Raw genomic sequence first — 18,206 nt, 5'->3', positions numbered from 1 at the left:
CACCTTCACCACGATCGATGGAGAACCGGACTTGATGGGACGTGATCTCACGCTGACCGCTGCAGACGGCCACAGCCTCGACGCCTACGAAGCAAACGCGGATGCTGCAAAGGGAGGGGTCGTCGTCCTGCAGGAGATCTTCGGAGTGAACCCCCATATCCGCGCGGTGGCAGATCGCTTCGCTGCTGCGGGCTACACGGCCGTGGCTCCCGCCCTGTTCGATCGGAGCGCCCGCGGCTTCCAGAGCGGCTATTCGGCCGAAGACGTCGCTGCCGCCCGTCCGTTCCTTGCGGCGTTCGACTGGGACGCCGCCCTGATGGACGTCGAGGCCGCCCGTGCGCACCTGGCGGCGAAGGGATTGAAGGTCGCGGTCGTGGGGTTCTGCCTCGGTGGCTCGCTCGCCTTCCTCTCGGCCACGCGGCTCGACGGGCTCGCGGCCGCAGTCGGGTACTACGGGGGATACATCGCGAAAGTCGCCGGGGAGACGCCCCGTTGCCCCGTGCTGCTGCACTATGGCGACAGCGACCACACCATTTCGATGGCGGACGTGGAAGCGGTCCGGGCAGCGCGGCCGGACGTGGAGCTCCACGTCTATCACGCCGGCCATGGCTTCAACTGCGATGCCCGCGACAGCTACCATCAGGACAGTGCCGACCTGGCGTGGGGCCGAACGCTCGATGTCATGGACCGTGCCGTTCGGTGAGACGATCCCGGCGCTACCTGCTGTCCTGAGCAGGTCGCGCCGGATTCATCGGTTGGTCAGGCTTTCGCCAGCAACCCGGCCTTTTTCTTGTCCCAGGCTTCCAGCCCGGCGTGCGCCTCCTCAGCCATCTGCTTCAGTTCGCCGGGCTTGTCCACGCGGGCGGTGATCTCCAGCCGCAGGCCGTTCGGGTCGAAGAAGTAGATGGAGTTGATGAAGCCGTGGTCGACGATGTCCGTGGTCTTCACCCCGGCGTCGTTCAGCCGCTTCTTGTAGGTCATCACGTCATCGACGGTGTCCACCTCGACCGCAAAATGCATCACCCAGTCGGGCGTGTTGGGCGAGGGCAGCGGCATCTCGTTCGTGCCGAGATCGAAGAAGGCGAAATAGGAGCCGTCCCCCATCTCGAAGAAGAAGTGGGAGTAGGGCCGATATTCTCCGGTGCTCGGCACCTGATCCGACTGCATGCACGCGACGAGCGGCAGGCCGAGCACGTCTTCGTAGAACTTTCGGGTCTCTTCGCCGTCCCGGCAGGGGAAGGAATAGTGATAGAGGCCCTTGATTTTCGGGAGCGTCGTCTGGGTTCCCATGGTGCTTCCTCCGCTGGCTTGTCTGATGCGCAGAAGGTAGGAGGAGGAGGGAAGAGGTCTGTACCCTATTGGAAGGGACAAGCCCAAATCGCCTCGAGGTGTCCCGCATGCCGGACCTGAACGCCCTGGCCCATGCTGTCGACCGGATCGGCCAGACCGATTTCGGGCCGGCGCTGATGGAGTGCCTGGCAGCTGCAGTCTCTGCGGACATGTGCTCGGCGTTCTCGGTGACCGACGGCAACGCCACTGTGCTGGTCGCCGAAAGCACCAGCAGCGAGCGGTCGGCCTTCGCGCGGATCGCGTCGCTTCGCTACGCCCAGCGCTATTGGAACCGCGACATCGATACTCTCTACAATCTCGGCCGGGCGCATCGTCATGTCCTGATCGCGCGCCGTCCCGAGAAGTCGATCCGCGATCTGGAGTACCGCCTGGAGTGCTACGGCGACGGCGCGGTGGGCGAGCGCATCTCGATCTGCCGGACCGGCCGGTCCGGTTTGATCGTGAACGCCTACCGGCTTCAGGAGTCCGGGCCGTTTCCGGCTGCCGAGATGGACCACCTCGAACCGATCGCGCCGGTGCTCGTCGCCGCCGTCGGCCGGCACGCGCGGATGCTGCGTGACGCCGCGCTGCCCCGCGCGCCCGACCCGATGGTCCTGGCCGACCGGCTGCGGCTCGCCGGCGATCCACCGTTGAGCCTGCGCGAGGCGCAGGTGCTGGCGGCCCTGGCGCTGGGCTGGACCGAGGCGGCGGCCGCGGAGCATCTGGGGCTGGGGTTGGCCAGTGTCGCCACCTATCGCAAGCGGGGCTACGCCAAGCTCGACCTCGGCAGTCGCAGCGCGTTGAGGCGGCGGGCGGAAGCGCTGTGGAGCGGGCAGGGCAGCGGCTTCACCCCGGCGGACTGACCAGCGCCTCTCAGCCGCGTGGAGACCCGCGCAGCGCCTCGAGCCACCGGCAGTCCGGCGCGCGCTGGCCGTTGCGGGCCAGGGCGAGCCGCATGTCGCGAAACGCGTCACGCTGCTCGTCGGAAAGATAAAGCCGCTCATGGCCCCAGAAGCTCGGCCCGCAGTCGGTCTCGTGCGGCGTCCAGGTCTCCGGGTTGATGAGCCTCCCGCCATGGCCGGACTCGATGAAGAATCCCGACGGCGTGTGCGTGTAGAACGACGTCATGTAGTCGTTGGTATGCCGCCCCAGGGTCTGGGAGATGCGGCCCTCCTCGAGAAGGGCCAGGTCGTATCCCTGGCCGACATCGTCGAGGGCACCGTATTCGACCATCAGGTGATGCAGGCCGCGGGACGCGGACCCCACCATCGCGAAGCTGTGGTGACGCTCGTTCACGTGGAAGAAATAGAGCGGGATCGGGGTGAGCGCATAGTCCGATACCCGGAAGCCCAGCACGTCCCGATAGAACGGCAGCAGCGCTTCGACGTTCGGCGTCTTCATGACCACGTGCCCCATGCCGTGGGCACCGGTCCTGAAGCCGGAGATGGCCCGTCCGGGGCGGAACGGATCGTCGGCCACCTCGGGGTCGCAGAAGAATTCCAGCCGGTTGCCCTCCGGATCCCGGCACCAGATCATCTGCCCGACGAAGCGCTGATCGCAGAGATCGCGCGATGCGGCGTGGACGGCCACGCCGGATGTCTCGAGCCGGCGTGCCACACGTTCCAGGGCGTCGGGTCCCGGCACTTCCCAGCCGATGAACGCGATCGCTTCGTCCGCCTCACGGCTGACGACGAGGCGCTGCTTGCGATCGTCCATGCGGAACGACGTCTGCGCGTGCGACCGGTCGACCAGCTGCAGCCCGAGAAGGCGCGTGGCGTAGTCGCTCCAATCCTCCAGGCGGTCGGTTCCGACGGCGAGATAGCCGAGCGCGGAGACCTCGAGCGGTGGATGATTCATCGTGACACCTCCTCTCCGAATTTAGGATATGTTTGTATGATTGTATATTGCTGAAAGCCTGCCGTTGCTCGCCCATCATCCTTCGGGAGCAAAGGGGGCTCCCGGCAGCGTGGGGACCGCAAATCCAGATTTGACCATGGTGAATAGAATTTCTATATATTAAACTCAGAGACTGAAAGGTCGTAACGCTTCGCGCCACCGGTCCGGTGCCCGAAGGACGATCAGAGGGAGGACGTCCGAGTTGAAACCGCATGTGCTGATCGCAGGAGGCGGGATCGGAGGCTTGGTTGCTGCGCTGGCCTTGCTGCAGAAGGGCATCGACGTCGATGTCTACGAGCAGGCGCCGCAGCTGGCGGAGCTGGGAGCCGGTCTTCAGATGGCCGCGAACGGATCGCGGCTTCTGATCGAGCTTGGGCTGGAGGAAAAGCTCCGCCCCATCGTATGCGAGGCCGCCGGCAAGGAGGTCCGCATCTGGAACACTGGCCAAGCCTGGAAGCTGTTTGACCTGGGCGCCGATTCCATCGAGCGCTTCGGGGCGCCGTACTGGATGGTTCACCGGGGCCAGCTTCATACGGTCCTGATCGAGGCCGTGCGTGAACTGAAGTCCGACGCGATCCACCTGAACTCCGGCGCGCTCGGCTACACCCAGGACGACACCGGGGTGGTGCTGAGGCTCGCCGATGGCCGCACAGTGCGCGGCGACGTGCTCATCGGCGCCGACGGCGTTCACTCGACCCTGCGCGGGCAGATGTTCGACAGCCCGAAGGCGACCTTCACCGGCCTGATGGCGTGGCGCGGCCTGGCGCCGATGGAGCGGCTGTCGGAGGAATTGCGACGGCCGGTCGGCACCAACTGGGTCGGCCCGGGTGGGCACGTCATCACCTATCCGATCTGCGGCGGCGACTACCTGAACTTCGTCGGTCTCGTGGAGAACCGGCAATGGACGGAGGAGAGCTGGTCGACGGTCGGGACGGTCGAGGAGTGCCTGGAGGATTTCAGCGCCTGGCATCCGCTGGTGCGCGAGACCGTCAAGGCGCTCGACCTGCCGTTCCGATGGGCGCTGGTGGGCCGCGATCCGCTGCCCAACTGGACGATCGGGCGGGTGTCGCTTCTCGGCGACGCATGCCATCCGACGCTGCCCTTCCTGGCGCAGGGGGCGATCATGGCGATCGAGGACGGCGTCGTGCTGGCGCGCTGCCTGGAAGCGAACCCGGACGACCCTGCCCAGGCGCTGCAGACCTATCAGGCGCTCCGCATCGAGCGGACCACGGCGATCGTCAACGGCTCCAACGCCAACCTCGACCGGTTTCACAACAGTGCGCTGGCCGATCCGGTCGGGGCGGTCGAATACGTCGAGAACGAATGGCAGCCGGAGAAGGTGCGGAGCCGCTACGACTGGCTGTTCGAATACGATGCGACGCAGGTGCCGCTGGACGCGGCCTTCGCGTGACCCGCTCCGCCGCGCGAAACCGCGAAGCGCGGCGGCCGAACGGGAATGCGCAATGCTTGAACGCTGTCGCGTAGACTGCCGAAATGACGTACAGGTCTGCGCGATGCTGATCCAGATCAAGTAAAGCCCCGAAGAAGGGCGACATCCATGGTTGAATCCATCAAGGGAGGACTGAACATGAGCCGTCTAACTAAAAGCCGCATTCGCCTGGCTGCCGCGCTGGTCGCAGCGACGGCGATGGCCGGGACCGCGAACCCGGCCTTTGCCCAGATGACCCAGGTCACCATCGGCACCAACGCGACGGGCACGCTCTACAACCAGATCGGCACTGCGGTCGCGAAGATCGTCAAGGACGAGGTGGGTGTCCCGGCCGCGGCCCAGCCGTTCGCCGGCACCTCCGTCTATCTGCCGAAGCTGCAGCGCGGCGACGTGGAGCTTGGGCTCAACTCGGGGCTCGATTCGGCGATCGCCTTTACCGGGCAGGATGAATACAAGCAGCCGCTCGACAAGCTACGCGGCGCGATCATGCTCACCTACGCGTACTACGGCATGTACGCCAAGGCGAGCTCGGGCCTCACCACCGTCGCCGAACTCAAGGACAAGCCGGTGGTCATCGGCTATCGGGCCATCGCCTCGTTCGACAAGGTGAACAACGCGATCCTCGGCACGGCGGGCATGACGCCGAAGGATCTCGACGCTCAGGTCGTCACCGGCATTCCCGAGGCAGTGCGAGACATCGTCGACGGTCGGACCATGGCCGCCGGCACGATCACCGGCTTCCCGGCCCTGCGCGAAGCCGATGCCTCGGTCTCCGGCGGCCTGATCATTCTGAAGCTCGGCGAGAACGACAAGCCGATCAACGATCTTCCCGGCTTCGACGTCGCGGAGATCAAGCCGGGTCCGGCCTTCGTCGGCGTCAAGGAGCCGATGCGGGTCGCCCGCTTCAGCGTGTTCCTCAACACGAGCTCGAACCTGAGCGACGACGACGTGTACGCGATCGTCAAGGCGGTCCATTCGAACTGGACGCAGATGGGTGAGCAGGTGCCGGCGCTTCGGTCGATCAAGGCCGACCAGCTCGTGCCGGTGAACTTCGGCCATCCCTACCACGAAGGCGCCGTGCGCTACTTCGAGGAAGTCGGGCTCTGGACGCCGGAACACGCCGAAAGGCAGGCCGCGCTTCTCGGCACGGCGAAGCAGTAGTTCAGCCCGATCGCCATCCTGATCCACGCATAGAGTTCGAACGACCATGATCGTCCTGACCACGTTTCTGCAGCGGGTCTATACCGGCTTCCTGTTGATCGGGGGCGTGGTCTGGGCATCGGATCTTCTATCGGTGCTCAATGTGTCGCTGATGGATGCCGAGTGGCTCGGCGTCTATCTCGGTGTCGCCGTCGCGGCGGCCTTCCTGCATACGCCGTATGGCAGCAGGGCAGGGGTGCTCGACATCCTGCTGGGCTTTGTCGCGATGGCGTGCTGGGCCTGGATGGCCTTCAACTTCCAGGACTGGCTGGTCGATTTCGACGGCGCGACGCCGGCCAAGTACGTGCCGGCGACCATCGCCATCCTCCTCATGATGGAAGCGCTCAGGAAGGCCAGCGGCCTGCCGATCGCCATCCTGGTCTGGGTGCTGATCCTCTACGGCCTGTTCGGCCACTTCATTCCCGGGCCGCTGCAGGCGCACTATCAGCGGCCGGCCGACTTCATCATGTATCTCTACGCCGACACCAATGCGATCCCCGGCATGGTGCTGGTCATCATCGCCGGCATGGTGCTTGCCTTCATCGTGTTCGGCAAACTGATGGAGGTCAGCGGGGCGACGAACTTCTTCACCGACCTCGCGATGTCGGTGATGGGCCACAAGCGCGGCGGGCCGGCCAAGGTGGCGGTCGTCGGCTCGAGCCTGTTCGGGTCGATCAGTTCCTCGCCCGTCGGCAACATCATGTCGACCGGCGTCGTCACCATTCCGCTGATGAAGAAGACCGGCTTCAAGCCGCACTACGCGGCCGCGATCGAGGCGGTTGCGTCCACCGGCGGACAGATCGCGCCGCCGGTGATGGGCGCCACGGCGTTCCTGATGGCGGAATTCCTGCGCATCGACTATTTCGACGTGGTCGTCGCCGCGGCCCTGCCGGCGCTCTTCTACTATCTGTGCCTGTTCATGCAGGTCGATGCCGTCGCGGTGCATGAAGGTCTGGAAGGCGTGCCGAAGTCCCAGCTTCCGCGCTTCCGGGCGGTGCTGCGCAAGGGCTGGGTGTTCCTGCTGCCGCTGGCGGTCCTGATTTACATGCTGTTCTGGCGCGGCGCGACGCCCGCCTTCGCCGCCCTCACAGCCTCGCTCGTTCTGCTCGTCTTTGCCCTCATCGGGCGCAAGATGCGAACCCGCTCCGAGTGGGCCCGCTTCATCTTCGGCGGCGGCGAGGGGATGATCCCGCTCATCATGATCGGCGCGGCCGCCGGCGTGGTGGTGGGCGTCATGAACGCCTCCGGCCTTGGCCAGTCGCTTTCGTTCGTGCTGGTCGATGCGGGCGCCGCCTGGGGCCTGCTGCCGATGCTGGCCATCACCGCCGTGCTCTGCATCATCCTCGGCATGGGCATGCCGACGACGGCCATCTACGTCATCCTGGCGACGGTGCTGGCGCCGGCGCTGACGAAGATGGGCATGACCCAGATGGCCGCCCACCTCTTCATCTTCTATTTCGGCGTCATGTCCTTCCTGACGCCGCCGGTGGCCGTCTCCAGCTACGTGGCCGCCGGCCTGGCGAAGGCGAGCATGTGGAAGACCGGGTGGGTCGGCATGCGCCTGGCGTCGATCTCGATGCTCCTGCCGTTCGTGTGGGCGTACGACCCGGCCCTGCTGCTGGACGGGTCCCCGATGGCGATCGGCGTGGTCATCGCCACCACGACCGCCGCGATCTTCCTGATCTCCCGGGGCTTCGTGGCGCTGCAGGAGCCGGGCACCCGGAAGGAAGTCTGGATCGGCTTCGGGCTGGTCGTGCTCGCCCTGGCGTCCGGATCGAGCCCCATCTGGATGGGGTCGGAATCGTGGCTGGCGGGTACCGCAGCTCTGATCGCCATCGCGTGCTGCTGGCTGATCCCCCCGCAGCACGGCACCGATATCCGCTCCGAAGTGGCAAAGAACCCGGCCTGACCGGGCGCTGCGGTGCCTGCCCGATGGCACAGACCCGCGCCCCCGAACGGCTGCCTTCGGCGTGGGAGCGTGACGATCTTTCGCCCACCGGCGGTGCTGCCGGCTTCTGCGAAGGCTACCGGTCAATGACGTGAAAACGGCCGAGCCTGCCGAGCGGGCGACGCTCGGACGGCTCCGTTCATGCTCGGCGGGCGTGAGAGGGCTTCCTTGGGAGAGCGCGTCCGTCGAGGCGGATGCTACGGCCCGACTGGGGGCCGACGGAGCCCGTTCCGATCAGGCGTACCCGCCTGATCGGTCAGAACTGGCTCCTGAATCCAATACCCCGGGCAAGCCCTCATCGTTCAGTTGCTTCGATCTGAACGGGATATGGTCTGGCGCCGGATCGGTTCGGACCCCCGACGCGAGGAGGCCCCCGGAGGAGCGGAAAGCGGGGGCATGCCCCCGCTTTCCATCAAAGCTCCCGCTCAGCCTGCGCGGCCCGCTCGGCCGCCACGCGGGTCCGCGACCGGCGCCGGATGTAGGCGAACACCGTCCACGCGATGATCAGCAGCGACGCGGTCAGGAACAGCGCGCTGATCGGCCGCGTGAAGAACACCGTGTAGTCGCCCCGGTAGAGGGTGAGGGCCCGGCGCAGGTTGGTCTCCAGCATCGGCCCGAGGATCATTCCCAGAACCAGCGGTGCCACCTCGAACCTGAGGTAGGAAAGCACGGCGCCCATGACGCCGAAGAAGATCAGCACGTAGAGATCCATCACGCTGTTGTTGACGCTGTACACGCCGATGCAGATGAACGCGATGATGAACGGGTAGAGCACGGAGTAGGGGATCGTCAGCATCCGCACCCAGAACCCGATGAAGGGGATGTTGAGGACGAGCAGCATGACGTTGCCGAGCGCGAAACTCACCACGAGCCCCCAGAACAGGTCCGGGTGCGAGGTGATGACGGAAGCACCGGGCTGGATCCCGTGGATCGTCATGGCGCCGATCATGATGGCCATGACCACGTCGCCGGGAATGCCGAGCGTCAGGGTGGGAATGAAGGCGGTCTGAACGCCGGCGTTGTTGGCGGATTCCGGGCCGGCGATCCCCTCGATCGCGCCCTTGCCGAACTGCTCGGGATGCTTGGAAATCCGCCGCTCAGTGGCGTAGCTCATGAACGAGGCAAGCAGGCCCCCGGTACCGGGCAGGGTTCCGAAGAAGGCCCCGAGGCTTGTCCCCCGCACCATCGGCCCCCGCGACCGGCGCCAGTCCTCGCGGGTCGGCAGCATCGAGCGGAACGTGATGTCCGATGCCTTGATGGGGCGCGGCTTGATCACGCCGGCATTGCGGATGATCTCCGGCAGCCCGAAGATTCCGAGGGCCATCGCCACGATGGGAAGCCCCTCGTACAGCTCGTCGATGTTGAAGCTGAACCGCATCAGGCCGGAGTCGATGTCGCGGCCGACCAGCCCGAAGATCAGGCCGATGCCGATCATGGCCGCGCCCCGAAGCGGCGATCCGGCACTCAGCATCGAGGCGGCCACCAGGCCCAGCACCATCAGGGAAAAGAACTCCGGCGCGCTGAACGTGAGGGCCAGCTTCGCCAGGGGCGGGGAGAAGATCCCCATGATCAGCATGCCCGTGATGCTGCCGACGAACGAGGCGATCGCCGTCATGAACAGCGCAACGCCAGCGCGTCCCTGCTGCGCCATCGGATAGCCTTCCAGGCACGTCACGGCCGATGTCGGCGTGCCCGGCAGATTGAGCAGAATGGCCGCGGTCGCGCCGCCGTAGTTCGAGCCGTAGTAGATGCCGGCCAGCATGATCAGCGCATGGGCGGGCTCGAGGCCGTAGGTGATCGGCAGCAGCAGGGAGATCGCCGCCATGGCGCCGATCCCCGGCAGGACCCCGACGAAGGTCCCCAATGCGACCCCGATGAAACAGTACCAGATGCCTGCTGCGGAGAACGCGACGTTGAAGCCGATCGACAGATTGCTCAGCAGCTCACTCATGGCCGCCACCGGAAAACATCGACCTGAATCGACAGCCCAAGCCAGAAAATCAGCACGCAGGCGAACGGAACGATAAGCGTGAGGGCAAGCTTCTGGAGCATCGACGTATTGCGATCGGCGAGCGAGCCGAGAAACACGCTGATGGCCGTCGCAGGCGCGAGGCCGAAGCGTTCGATGGTCACGGCGAAACTGCAGACGGCCGCCATGATCAGCAGGATGGTCCTGAGCGGCATCGGCGAAGCGGCGTCCGCATCAGGCGTCTTTTTCCAGAATTGCTCGACCAGAAGTCCCACCCCGACGAGGATCAGAAAGCAGCCGATGTAGAATGGGAAATAACCCGGGCCCATGCGGCGGGCGCTGCCCAGGTTGAATTGCAATGCCTCGCTTACGGCGATGACACCGAACGCGATGACGAGAAGTCCCGCCAGCACATCGATCTTGTTCCTCAGAACTCCCATCGTCTCCCTCGAATAAAGACGTTACCCGGCGCAGGGCCGGGTAACGTTGGAAGGTCTTTCCAGTCCGATCAGTTCTGGGGAATCTTGGCGATGTCGACCAGCTTCTTCGATTCGGCCATGAGCTTGACGAGAGCTTCGTCGACCTGCTCGGGCGAGGCGATCCACACGTCGACGCCGGCGTTCGCAAGGAATGGCTTGGTCTTCGGCTCGTTGCTCACCTGCGTGAACATCTGGTTCAGCTTGTCGACCACGGCATCGGGCGTGCCGGCCGGGACCCAGGCGGCCCACCAGGTGAGCTGGTCGATATCGAGCCCGGTTTCCTTCAGCGTGGGCACGTCCGGCGCCACGTCGAGACGTTCGCCCGCTCCGGTCGCGAGGATCCGCAGGCGGCCGTCGCTTTGGCCGGCCAGCGCGTTGGCCGGGTCGGTCACCGAGAAGTCGACCGCCAGCGAGACCAGGTCGGGCAGCATTTCGGCGGTGGAGCCATAGCGGACCTCGACCGGATCCGCGCCGAGCTCCTGGACGTACTGCGCACCGAGCACACGGCCGGACGTGTTCGACGTGGCGTAGGTTGCCGCGTCGCCGGCCTCCTTGAGGTAGGCGTTCAGCTCCTCGATCGTCTTGTAGGGCGAGTCGGCACCAACCGTGATGTAGAAGGCAAGCTTGTTGACCCCGGCGACGCCCCGGAAGTCCTTGACCGGGTCGACCGGCGGGTTCTTCCAGAGATGGTAGTTCAGCGTGGTCGCGCTGCCGCCGTGAACGTAGACGGTGTAGCCGTCCGGTGCGGCGTGGGCGACGTACTCGGAGGCGATGTTGCCGGCGGCTCCGGGCTTGTTCTCGACGATGATCGTGTTGCCCGTGAGCTCGCTGATCTCGTTGGCGAAGTAGCGGACGAAAACGTCCGCGCCGCTGCCCGCCGGATAGGCCGAAATGAACGAGATCGGCCGGTTGGGGAAGTCGTCCTGTGCGAGAGCGGGCGACGCCAGCGCGATGCCAAGTGCCGCCCCGGCCAACACGGTAAGCCCGGCTCGGCGCGTGAATGTCAGTGTGGTCGCAGTCATCCTGTCCTCCCTCATGGTTTCCGCGGCCTGACCCCCCTCACAGGGGTGTCGATGTCGGGCCTTGCGTCCGTGGTCTCGTACCGACCTCTTGGTGCCGGTTTCCTTCGACCCGATACGTCCCTCTGCGCGAGGGCGCAGATGCCTCAATCGGTCAGGATCCAGGCACCCGATTTGTCGCGGCCAAGCCGGCCGCTTGCGTTCAGCGTGTCGAAGACGGCGTAGATCTCCCGTCCGTCGCGGGTCTGGATCGCAGCCATCAACTCGGCGAATGTCTTGGGGCCGTCCTCGAGCGCGGCTTCCACGGAGGCGAAGCGACGGCCCTCGATGACCGGGGGACGGGGAATCTGGGCCTCCATCGACGTGGCGACCGCGCGCGGCATCGTGCAGTCGAACCCGGCCTTCGCTCCCACGCGCGCCCCGACGAGCGACGGATCGAGCGGAATCGTCCGCATGCCTTCCATCACCACGAAGTCCCGGTCCGCCTGGAACCGCGTGGCGAGGGCCCAGTCGCACTGTTCGCTGGAAAAGATGTCGATGTCCGGATCGTAGACGAAGGCATGCTTGATGTTCGCCAGCGAGGCGAGGGCGGCGGCAATCGCGTTCCGCGCTTCCCCCGGCACGCGCTGGCGCAGGGAGATGCGGACATTGCTGACGCCGCCCGACGAGGTCGTGGCGTGCACGTTGAGCGGCTCGCGGACGGCGCTTTCCAGCGCGCGCCAGACGGTCACTTCGGTCCGCAGCGACATCAGCTGCGAGGCATCGGTGCGCCCAAGGTGCGCGCCAGAAATCGTGGAGGTCTGGAAGATGGGATCGCGACGGTGGGTGATCGCGGTCAGGCGGAAGATCGGGTTGATCTTCACGCCGCCGTAGTAGCCCATGAACTCGCCGTAGGGCCCCTCGGGGGCAACGTAGCCGGCGCTGTCGAAGTAACCCTCCAGGATGCACTCGGCGTCGGCAGGAACCATCAGGTCGTTGGTCTGGCATTTGACCACCGGCATGTCCTCGCCGCGCAGCGAGGCCATCAGCCCGACCTCGTCCACGGGGATGCGCATGGTGGCGGCGACGTGATCGACCGGGTGCGAACCGATGACGAAGGCGACGGGCAGATGCTCGCCCCGCTCGACGGATGTCTCGTAGATCGCCCGCAGGTCGCTCGGCGCGATGAGGTCCACGCCGGCCTCTCTGCGGCCGCGGACCATCAGCCGCCGCATGCCGACATTGGTCATGCCGGTGCTCTGGTCCATGACGATGTCGGTGGAGGCGGAGACGTAGTTGCCGCCGTCCAGGCCATGCTGCAGGTGGATCGGCAGCCGGCTGAAATCGGCGTCGTCGCCGGTCAGCACGACGTCCTGGACCGGCGCCTCGGCGGTGCCGACCGCGCGCGTGCCCTTCGGGTTTGCGAGCCGCCCGTTGACTTGCTTCAGAAGCCCATCGCCGGTCGTGTCGAATGCCAGGGCGAGCAGATCGCGGCTTCCCGCGACGTTGCCGACGAGCTTCGCGCCCTCCGGCCCGACCTTGCTGAAGTAGACGGCGCGCTCGGCACCGTCGAGATGCTGGGCGATGTCGGCGAGGTCGACCGGGCTATCGACGATGTCGAGCAAGCCCGAGGCATGCGCGGAAGACAGAAACGACCGCATGTCGTGGGCCGTTCCCCGGTTGTCGCGCTCGAACATGGATCCCTGCCTCGTCACTGTCGTTCTCCGGAAGGCTTCGAAGGCCCTCATGATGTCGGTCGCCCGGGCGTCCTCTCTTCGGACGCGCCGTGCGCCGTCTTCTATGCTTCCACGGTCACGAGGACGTCGAGGATGGCGATCCGGTCGCGATAGAGCGCGAGCGGGTTCACCTCGATCTCGACGATGTCGGGCCTGTCGTGCAGCAAGGTGCCCAGCCGGGCCACGAAGGCCGCCGCGCCGGCGACGTCGAGCGGCGGCAGGTTGCGGCCGCCCACGAGCATCGGCGCCGACCGCAGCCTGCGGATTTCGGCCTCGATCTCGGCGGGCGTCGCGTTGCCGGCGATCAGCCGCACATCCTTCAGCGTTTCCGCCCAGACGCCGCCCATGCCCACGACGTGCACGATCCCCCACTGGGGGTCGCGTCGCGAGGCGATGATGAGCTCGGCGTCCGGCCGCGTGGCCTGTGGCTCGACGAGCAGCCCGTCGAGCGTCAGGTCCGGCGCGTTTTTGGCCAGCGCCGACTGCATCTCGTCCCAGGCCCGTGCAAATGCCTCCGGCCCGTCGATGCCGATCTTCACGCCGCCGACGTCGCTCTTGTGCGCGAGGAGGTCGGCCTGCGCCTTGAGCACCACCGGGTAGCCGACGTCCTGCGCGGCGCGCAGCCCGGCTTCGCGATCCGTCGCCAGCACGAAATCGGCGATGTCGCAGCCCGCGTCCCGAAGCAGCGCCTTGCCCCTGGCTTCCGACAGCGTGCGGGAGGGGCGCGGGTCGGTCGGAGGGGTGATGACGAGATCGGTCTGCGAGACCGCCTGCGTCTCCGCCATCCGCGCGAAGGCGCGCAAGGCGCGTTCGGGAGACCGGAAGAACGGCGTCCGGCTGTCCGCGAGCTCGTCGAGGAATTCCTGCGGCATCGGATGTTCGTCGCCGAGCACCACGTAGACCGCCGGTTTCTCCGCCGTCTCGAAGCGCGGCCGCAGCGACCGCCACTTGTTCATGATCTGCGCGGTCGAGCCGCCCATCACGGCAACCACGACGGCATCGACGCCCGGATCGGCCAGCAGCCGTTCCGTGGTGTCGCCGAACAGGTTCGGCTCCTTCATGCCCTGGGCGGTAATGTCGAGCGGATTGTCGACGGTGGCGAAGCTCGGAAGGATATCCGCCAGGGCCTTGATGGTCGCAGGCTGCAGCGGCGCAATCGGCAGGCCGAGCGCATCGCAGAAATCGAGGGTGAAGCCGCGCACCGCGCCGGAATTCGTCATCAGCGCCACGTTGGAGACCGCGGCGGAGGGGAAGCGGTTGCAGATCGTCGCGATGTCGAAGAGCTCGTCGAACCCCTCGGCCAGGATCACGCCTGCCTTGCGGACGAACAGCTCCATCACCGCGTGATCGCCGGCAATCGCCCCCGTGTGCGACTTGGCCGCCTCGCGCGAGCGCTCGCTGCGTCCCGGATGCGTCACGATGAGCGGCTTGCCGAGCTCGCGGGCGCGCAGCGCGGACTTCAGGAACAGGTCGGGCTTCTTCAGCTGTTCCACGAACACGACCAACTGCGAGACCTGGGGATCCTCCACCAGATAGGCGATCACCTCTTCGACGGTGGTCACCGCCTCGTTGCCGGTCGACACGGCGTAGCTGACCGGAACCCCGCGCGAGAGGAGGGCGATGCGCAGATTGCCCATCATCGCGCCGCTCTGCGTGATCACGGCGGCGCCCGGACCGGTGGCCGGGGTGTAGGCCAGCGGCTCGAAGGTGCCCGGGGTGCTGCGCAGGAAGTTCGCGAACCCCATGCAGTTCGGACCGAGCATGGCGATGCCCGCCTCGCGGGCCACCTTGGCGATCCGGTCCTGCATGGCACGACCTTCGTCGCCGGTCTCCGCGAAGCCGGCCGAGAACAGGATCACGGACCCGACCTTGCGGCGGGCGCAGGCCTCGATCGCCTCCGGCACGTGGACCGCGGGCACGATGAGCGCCACGAGGTCGACGTTCTCCGGAAGCTCGTCGATGGTCGCCACACAGGGGATGCCGGAGATTTCGCTGTGCGACGGGTTCACCAGATGGAGATCACCCGGAAAGCCGAAGCTCAGGAAGTTCTGCAGCACATTCCCGCCGAGCGAGAACGGCTTCGGCGACGCGCCGACGATGGCGACCGAAGACGGGTTGAGAAGGCGCGCGAGGCCGGTGGCCGGGGCAGGGCGGTCCGTCATGTCCGTCAGTCCTCCCTGCGATAGGCGCCGAGGCCGGGCCGGTAGCTCTTGTCGTCCAGGAACTGGCTCATGCCCTTTTCCGCCCCGCGTTCCGGGTCGATGGCCGCGGTCTGCCCGTGCTTGGCCATGAGGTACTCGTTCGCGGTGTCCCAGTTCATGGTGCGGACGTGGTGATAGGCGGACTTGGCGGCGCGCAGGACGACCGGGTTCTTCTCCTTCAGCTTCTCGGCGAGCGCGATCGTGCGGGCGCGCAGGTCGTCCTTGGGCACGGCGAAGTTGACCAGGCCCATCTCGGCGGCCCTGGTGCCGTCGAACGTGTCGCCCGTCATGATGTAGTAGAGGCAGTCGCGCTGGTTCATCACCATGGAGACCGACTTGGTGACGATGCCGGCCGGGATGATCCCCCAGTTGATTTCCGACAGGCCGAAGGTGGCATCCTCGGACGCCAGCGCGAGATCGCAGGCGATCATGAACTGGAAGGCGCCGCCGAAGCACCAGCCGTTGACCATCGCGATGGTCGGCTTGGGGAAGTGCATCATCCGGCGCCACTGCCACTGGGAGTTGGCGCGGTAGAGCCGCTCCCGCTCGATCGCCGGCCACGTGTCGGGGATGCGGAAATACTCCTTGAGGTCCTGGCCGGCCGAGAACGCGTCGCCTGCGCCGGTGATCACCATCACCTTCGCCGCGTCGTTGCTTTCGACCTCGTCGAGGATGGCATTCATCTCCCGGACGATGCCGGGGCTGATCGCATTGCGCTTGTCGGGGCGGTTGAGCGTAACCCACGCGATGCCGTCGGCAATTTCCAGGAGGGCATTCTCGCCGAAGGCGGCATCTTTGGAGTTGCTATCAACGCTCGTCATGTATCAGATTCCCTTAGATGTCTCATCCGTTGGATAACAGGAATCCTTATAATGTCAATCGACAACCTGCCGTTTCTCGATCGTCGGAGCCTTCGCCCGAGAAGCGTCTTCCTGTTGTACATCACGGCCCACGCCATCCGGGCGAAGATCGAGCAGCAGCTCCGTCGGCTGAAGCTCACCGGGCTCCACTACTCGATCCTGTCGATGGTCCAGTCGAACGGATCGATGTCGTCGGCGGAGCTGTCGCGCCGCTTCTACGTCACCCCCCAGACGATGAACGGAACGATTCTGACGCTGGAGCGCAGGGGGCTGCTGGAGCGCCATCCGGCCCCCACAAATGCCCGGATCCGCTGCATCGACCTGACCGCCAAGGGCAGGGCGGTGGTCGAGGACTGCGACGCCATGGTGGATGGGATCGAAGACGAAGCGTTCGCGGGGCTCGACGATCTGGAGCTGGCGATGCTGCGGCGGCTGACCTTTCGTGTCTTCGAAGGACAGAAATCGCATGCGTGAGCATCAATATCTTTGAGTTCGGTTGATTCCGAAGCTTCTTCGAATGGAAGGCGTGAAGGGCCTGCGCTGAACGATCGGCTCAACGGACCGGCGCGCCTCCGATCGGCGTCGCCGTCGATGGTTTGCGCGCCATCGTGAGAGGTGCGCGGCTGGAGGGCCGGGGGGCTTGCCGCAAGGCGACGCAGGTCCCGGCGCCCCCGCCGGCGGTGCCGCATTCAAGCGAGATCCAGCGCCGCCTGCTCCGAATCCGGGTGTCCCCGGGTCGGCGGCATTATATAAGGCATACGTATATATTCGGCCGAGGCTTCTTGACGCCGCGCGGGGCGGCGCGAGGCACATTCACCGGCGTTTTGCGGCTGAGTGCCCGGCGCGACGAGCTCGATCCCACCGCTCAGGTGGTGCGCATGGGGCCAATCACGGTGAATTCAGCTCTGAGCGGCCTGAATTCACAAGCCGCGATCGCCCTTCCTTGTCTTGGGTGAAGCGGGCGGAGAGCCAGGATCCACCCTTCCTCGACCCGCTCGCGTGTCATGGCTCCACGGCGAAGCACTCGTCAGGGCTTTCGACGGGCGAACGCGGCAGCCGCGGCCCCGCCGCTACGCGTGTGGCTCGGCCGGTTCGGCCGGGGCGCCCGATTGGTGGCGCATTTCGCCGGGTGTCCTGCCGAAGCGTCGCTTGAACATGCGGTTGAAGGTCGGCATGTCGATGAAGCCGCACCGGAACGCGATGTCCGATATGTAGTCGCCCGCCTGCTCCGGCGCCGTCAGGATGCGGCAGGCGTGCTCCAGGCGCTCTCCCCAGATGGTCTCCGACACGCTCGCCTCGCGACCGGCAAAGATCCTGTAGAGGGTGGCGCGGGAGCATCCGAGGGCGATGGCAACGGCCGCCGGATCGAGATCCGGCGCACGGCACTCTTGCCGGATGACGGCAAGCGCTGCCGCGTAGAGGCCGTGCGGAAATCGCTCCGGCTCGGCCGGCCGTCTGAGCACTGCCTGCAGCGCCAGCAACGCCATTTGGGCGGCCGCTTCCAGCGCTGCGGCCCGTTCGGCAGGCGACAGCCGTGCGGCTTCAAGTGCGAGGAGGCGCATGTGCGAACTCAGGAGCGCCGACATGCCATTGCGCGGCAGCACTTTTCCCGCAAGCGTGGAGACATCGCCGTCCAGCAGTTCCGCCAGCCGCGCGCGCCGGAAGGTCAGGGTGATGTCGCGGTGACGCGGACGATCCGGCTCGATCGGTCGGCTGACGTCGGACACGCAGAGGTCGCCGTCGCGAAGCTTGTGCCGTATCAGGTGGCTGTAATGGGTGAAGCCGCCCCGTCCGACGAGGCTGACGATGATCTCGTCGCAGTCGTCGCGCCGGAGACGTCGCAGGTCGCGACGGGCGTGGATGGCGTCGGAAGCGTGATCCACGAAATCGCAGTCGCGTCCCGCGATGTGGGTCATCCGGCCGGAAGAGCGCGTCTCCTCGGCGGGGATGAGCGGCTCGGCGCGATGCAGCACCGCATGGCGCCAGTAATCCAGTCGTTCCTTGGGCTGGATGCCGCAGGTGGATCGCTCGGTCGGGCCTCCCGGACCCACGTCGATCGCGCCGTTCCCAGGCGGAGACGCACGATCAAGTGCGGGACCCTTCGACTGAGACGCCATGCCTATCGATCCAACAAAAAAGC

The 18,206-nt window shown here is 66.3% G+C and carries 15 protein-coding genes; 6 read left to right on the top strand and 9 right to left on the bottom strand.

Translation table 11 applies throughout. From position 1 onward, the window contains the following. The first annotated feature begins 34 nt into the window (after nucleotides 1-34). A complete protein-coding gene (locus ACSSVZ_RS17815) occupies nucleotides 35-703 on the top strand; it encodes a dienelactone hydrolase family protein (protein WP_453972065.1) in 669 nt (222 codons plus the stop codon). Nucleotides 704-759: 56 nt separating this feature from the next. Here the strand turns inward: ACSSVZ_RS17815 and ACSSVZ_RS17810 are convergent, their stop codons facing one another. Next, nucleotides 760-1,290: a VOC family protein gene (locus tag ACSSVZ_RS17810; RefSeq protein WP_453972064.1), complete on the bottom strand. Its 531-nt coding sequence runs from the start codon at nucleotides 1,288-1,290 to the stop codon at nucleotides 760-762. A 107-nt stretch (nucleotides 1,291-1,397) separates the two neighbouring features. Here ACSSVZ_RS17810 and ACSSVZ_RS17805 point away from each other — a divergent pair, with 107 nt between their 5' ends. Beyond that, nucleotides 1,398-2,192 carry a response regulator transcription factor gene (locus tag ACSSVZ_RS17805; RefSeq protein ID WP_453972063.1) on the top strand — a complete coding sequence of 265 codons (795 nt, stop codon included), beginning with the start codon at nucleotides 1,398-1,400 and terminating at the stop codon, nucleotides 2,190-2,192. A 10-nt stretch (nucleotides 2,193-2,202) separates the two neighbouring features. Here ACSSVZ_RS17805 and ACSSVZ_RS17800 read toward each other — a convergent pair whose 3' ends face one another. Continuing rightward, nucleotides 2,203-3,186 (bottom strand): VOC family protein, encoded by a 984-nt coding sequence (locus ACSSVZ_RS17800; protein WP_453972062.1) that lies wholly within the window; start codon nucleotides 3,184-3,186, stop codon nucleotides 2,203-2,205. 253 nt (nucleotides 3,187-3,439) lie between these two features. On the opposite strand from ACSSVZ_RS17800, the gene ACSSVZ_RS17795 reads away from it, so the two are divergent. The 3 genes from ACSSVZ_RS17795 (at nucleotide 3,440) to ACSSVZ_RS17785 (ending at nucleotide 7,784) form a co-directional block, all read left to right on the top strand. Next, nucleotides 3,440-4,636 carry an FAD-dependent monooxygenase gene (locus tag ACSSVZ_RS17795; protein ID WP_453972087.1) on the top strand — a complete coding sequence of 399 codons (1,197 nt, stop codon included), beginning with the start codon at nucleotides 3,440-3,442 and terminating at the stop codon, nucleotides 4,634-4,636. Between the two features lie 147 nt (nucleotides 4,637-4,783). After that, nucleotides 4,784-5,836, top strand: a complete 1,053-nt coding sequence (locus ACSSVZ_RS17790; protein WP_453972061.1) for a TAXI family TRAP transporter solute-binding subunit — start codon at nucleotides 4,784-4,786, stop codon at nucleotides 5,834-5,836. A gap of 46 nt (nucleotides 5,837-5,882) precedes the next feature. Then, on the top strand, nucleotides 5,883-7,784 hold the full coding sequence (locus ACSSVZ_RS17785) for a TRAP transporter permease (RefSeq protein ID WP_453972060.1): 1,902 nt from the start codon (nucleotides 5,883-5,885) through the stop codon (nucleotides 7,782-7,784). Nucleotides 7,785-8,235: 451 nt separating this feature from the next. Here the strand turns inward: ACSSVZ_RS17785 and ACSSVZ_RS17780 are convergent, their stop codons facing one another. The 6 genes from ACSSVZ_RS17780 to ACSSVZ_RS17755 all read right to left on the bottom strand — a co-directional run bounded on the left by ACSSVZ_RS17780 (nucleotide 8,236) and on the right by ACSSVZ_RS17755 (nucleotide 16,027). After that, complete coding sequence (locus tag ACSSVZ_RS17780) at nucleotides 8,236-9,774, bottom strand: tripartite tricarboxylate transporter permease (RefSeq protein ID WP_453972059.1); 1,539 nt, start codon at nucleotides 9,772-9,774, stop codon at nucleotides 8,236-8,238. Continuing rightward, nucleotides 9,771-10,232, bottom strand: a complete 462-nt coding sequence (locus ACSSVZ_RS17775) for a tripartite tricarboxylate transporter TctB family protein (protein WP_453972058.1) — start codon at nucleotides 10,230-10,232, stop codon at nucleotides 9,771-9,773. The genes ACSSVZ_RS17780 and ACSSVZ_RS17775 overlap by 4 nt, the downstream gene beginning before the upstream one ends. 68 nt (nucleotides 10,233-10,300) lie before the next feature. Next, complete coding sequence (locus ACSSVZ_RS17770; RefSeq protein ID WP_453972057.1) at nucleotides 10,301-11,293, bottom strand: Bug family tripartite tricarboxylate transporter substrate binding protein; 993 nt, start codon at nucleotides 11,291-11,293, stop codon at nucleotides 10,301-10,303. Nucleotides 11,294-11,436: 143 nt separating this feature from the next. Beyond that, nucleotides 11,437-12,984 carry a UbiD family decarboxylase gene (locus tag ACSSVZ_RS17765; RefSeq protein WP_453972056.1) on the bottom strand — a complete coding sequence of 516 codons (1,548 nt, stop codon included), beginning with the start codon at nucleotides 12,982-12,984 and terminating at the stop codon, nucleotides 11,437-11,439. An 83-nt stretch (nucleotides 12,985-13,067) separates the two neighbouring features. Continuing rightward, the gene (locus ACSSVZ_RS17760; RefSeq protein WP_453972055.1) at nucleotides 13,068-15,167 is read right to left on the bottom strand and encodes an acetate--CoA ligase family protein; all 2,100 of its coding nucleotides are present in this window, start codon (nucleotides 15,165-15,167) and stop codon (nucleotides 13,068-13,070) included. 5 nt (nucleotides 15,168-15,172) lie between these two features. Further along, the gene (locus ACSSVZ_RS17755) at nucleotides 15,173-16,027 is read right to left on the bottom strand and encodes a p-hydroxycinnamoyl CoA hydratase/lyase (protein WP_453972054.1); all 855 of its coding nucleotides are present in this window, start codon (nucleotides 16,025-16,027) and stop codon (nucleotides 15,173-15,175) included. 51 nt (nucleotides 16,028-16,078) lie between these two features. Between ACSSVZ_RS17755 and ACSSVZ_RS17750 the strand changes: the two genes are divergently transcribed. Continuing rightward, on the top strand, nucleotides 16,079-16,540 hold the full coding sequence (locus ACSSVZ_RS17750) for a MarR family winged helix-turn-helix transcriptional regulator (RefSeq protein ID WP_453972053.1): 462 nt from the start codon (nucleotides 16,079-16,081) through the stop codon (nucleotides 16,538-16,540). A 596-nt stretch (nucleotides 16,541-17,136) separates the two neighbouring features. Here ACSSVZ_RS17750 and ACSSVZ_RS17745 read toward each other — a convergent pair. Beyond that, complete coding sequence (locus tag ACSSVZ_RS17745) at nucleotides 17,137-18,117, bottom strand: helix-turn-helix domain-containing protein (RefSeq protein ID WP_453972052.1); 981 nt, start codon at nucleotides 18,115-18,117, stop codon at nucleotides 17,137-17,139. Nucleotides 18,118-18,206 lie beyond the last annotated feature (89 nt).

The sequence above is a fragment of the Amorphus sp. MBR-141 genome (assembly GCF_053628695.1).
This window is presented reverse-complemented; position numbering and strand designations above follow the sequence as displayed.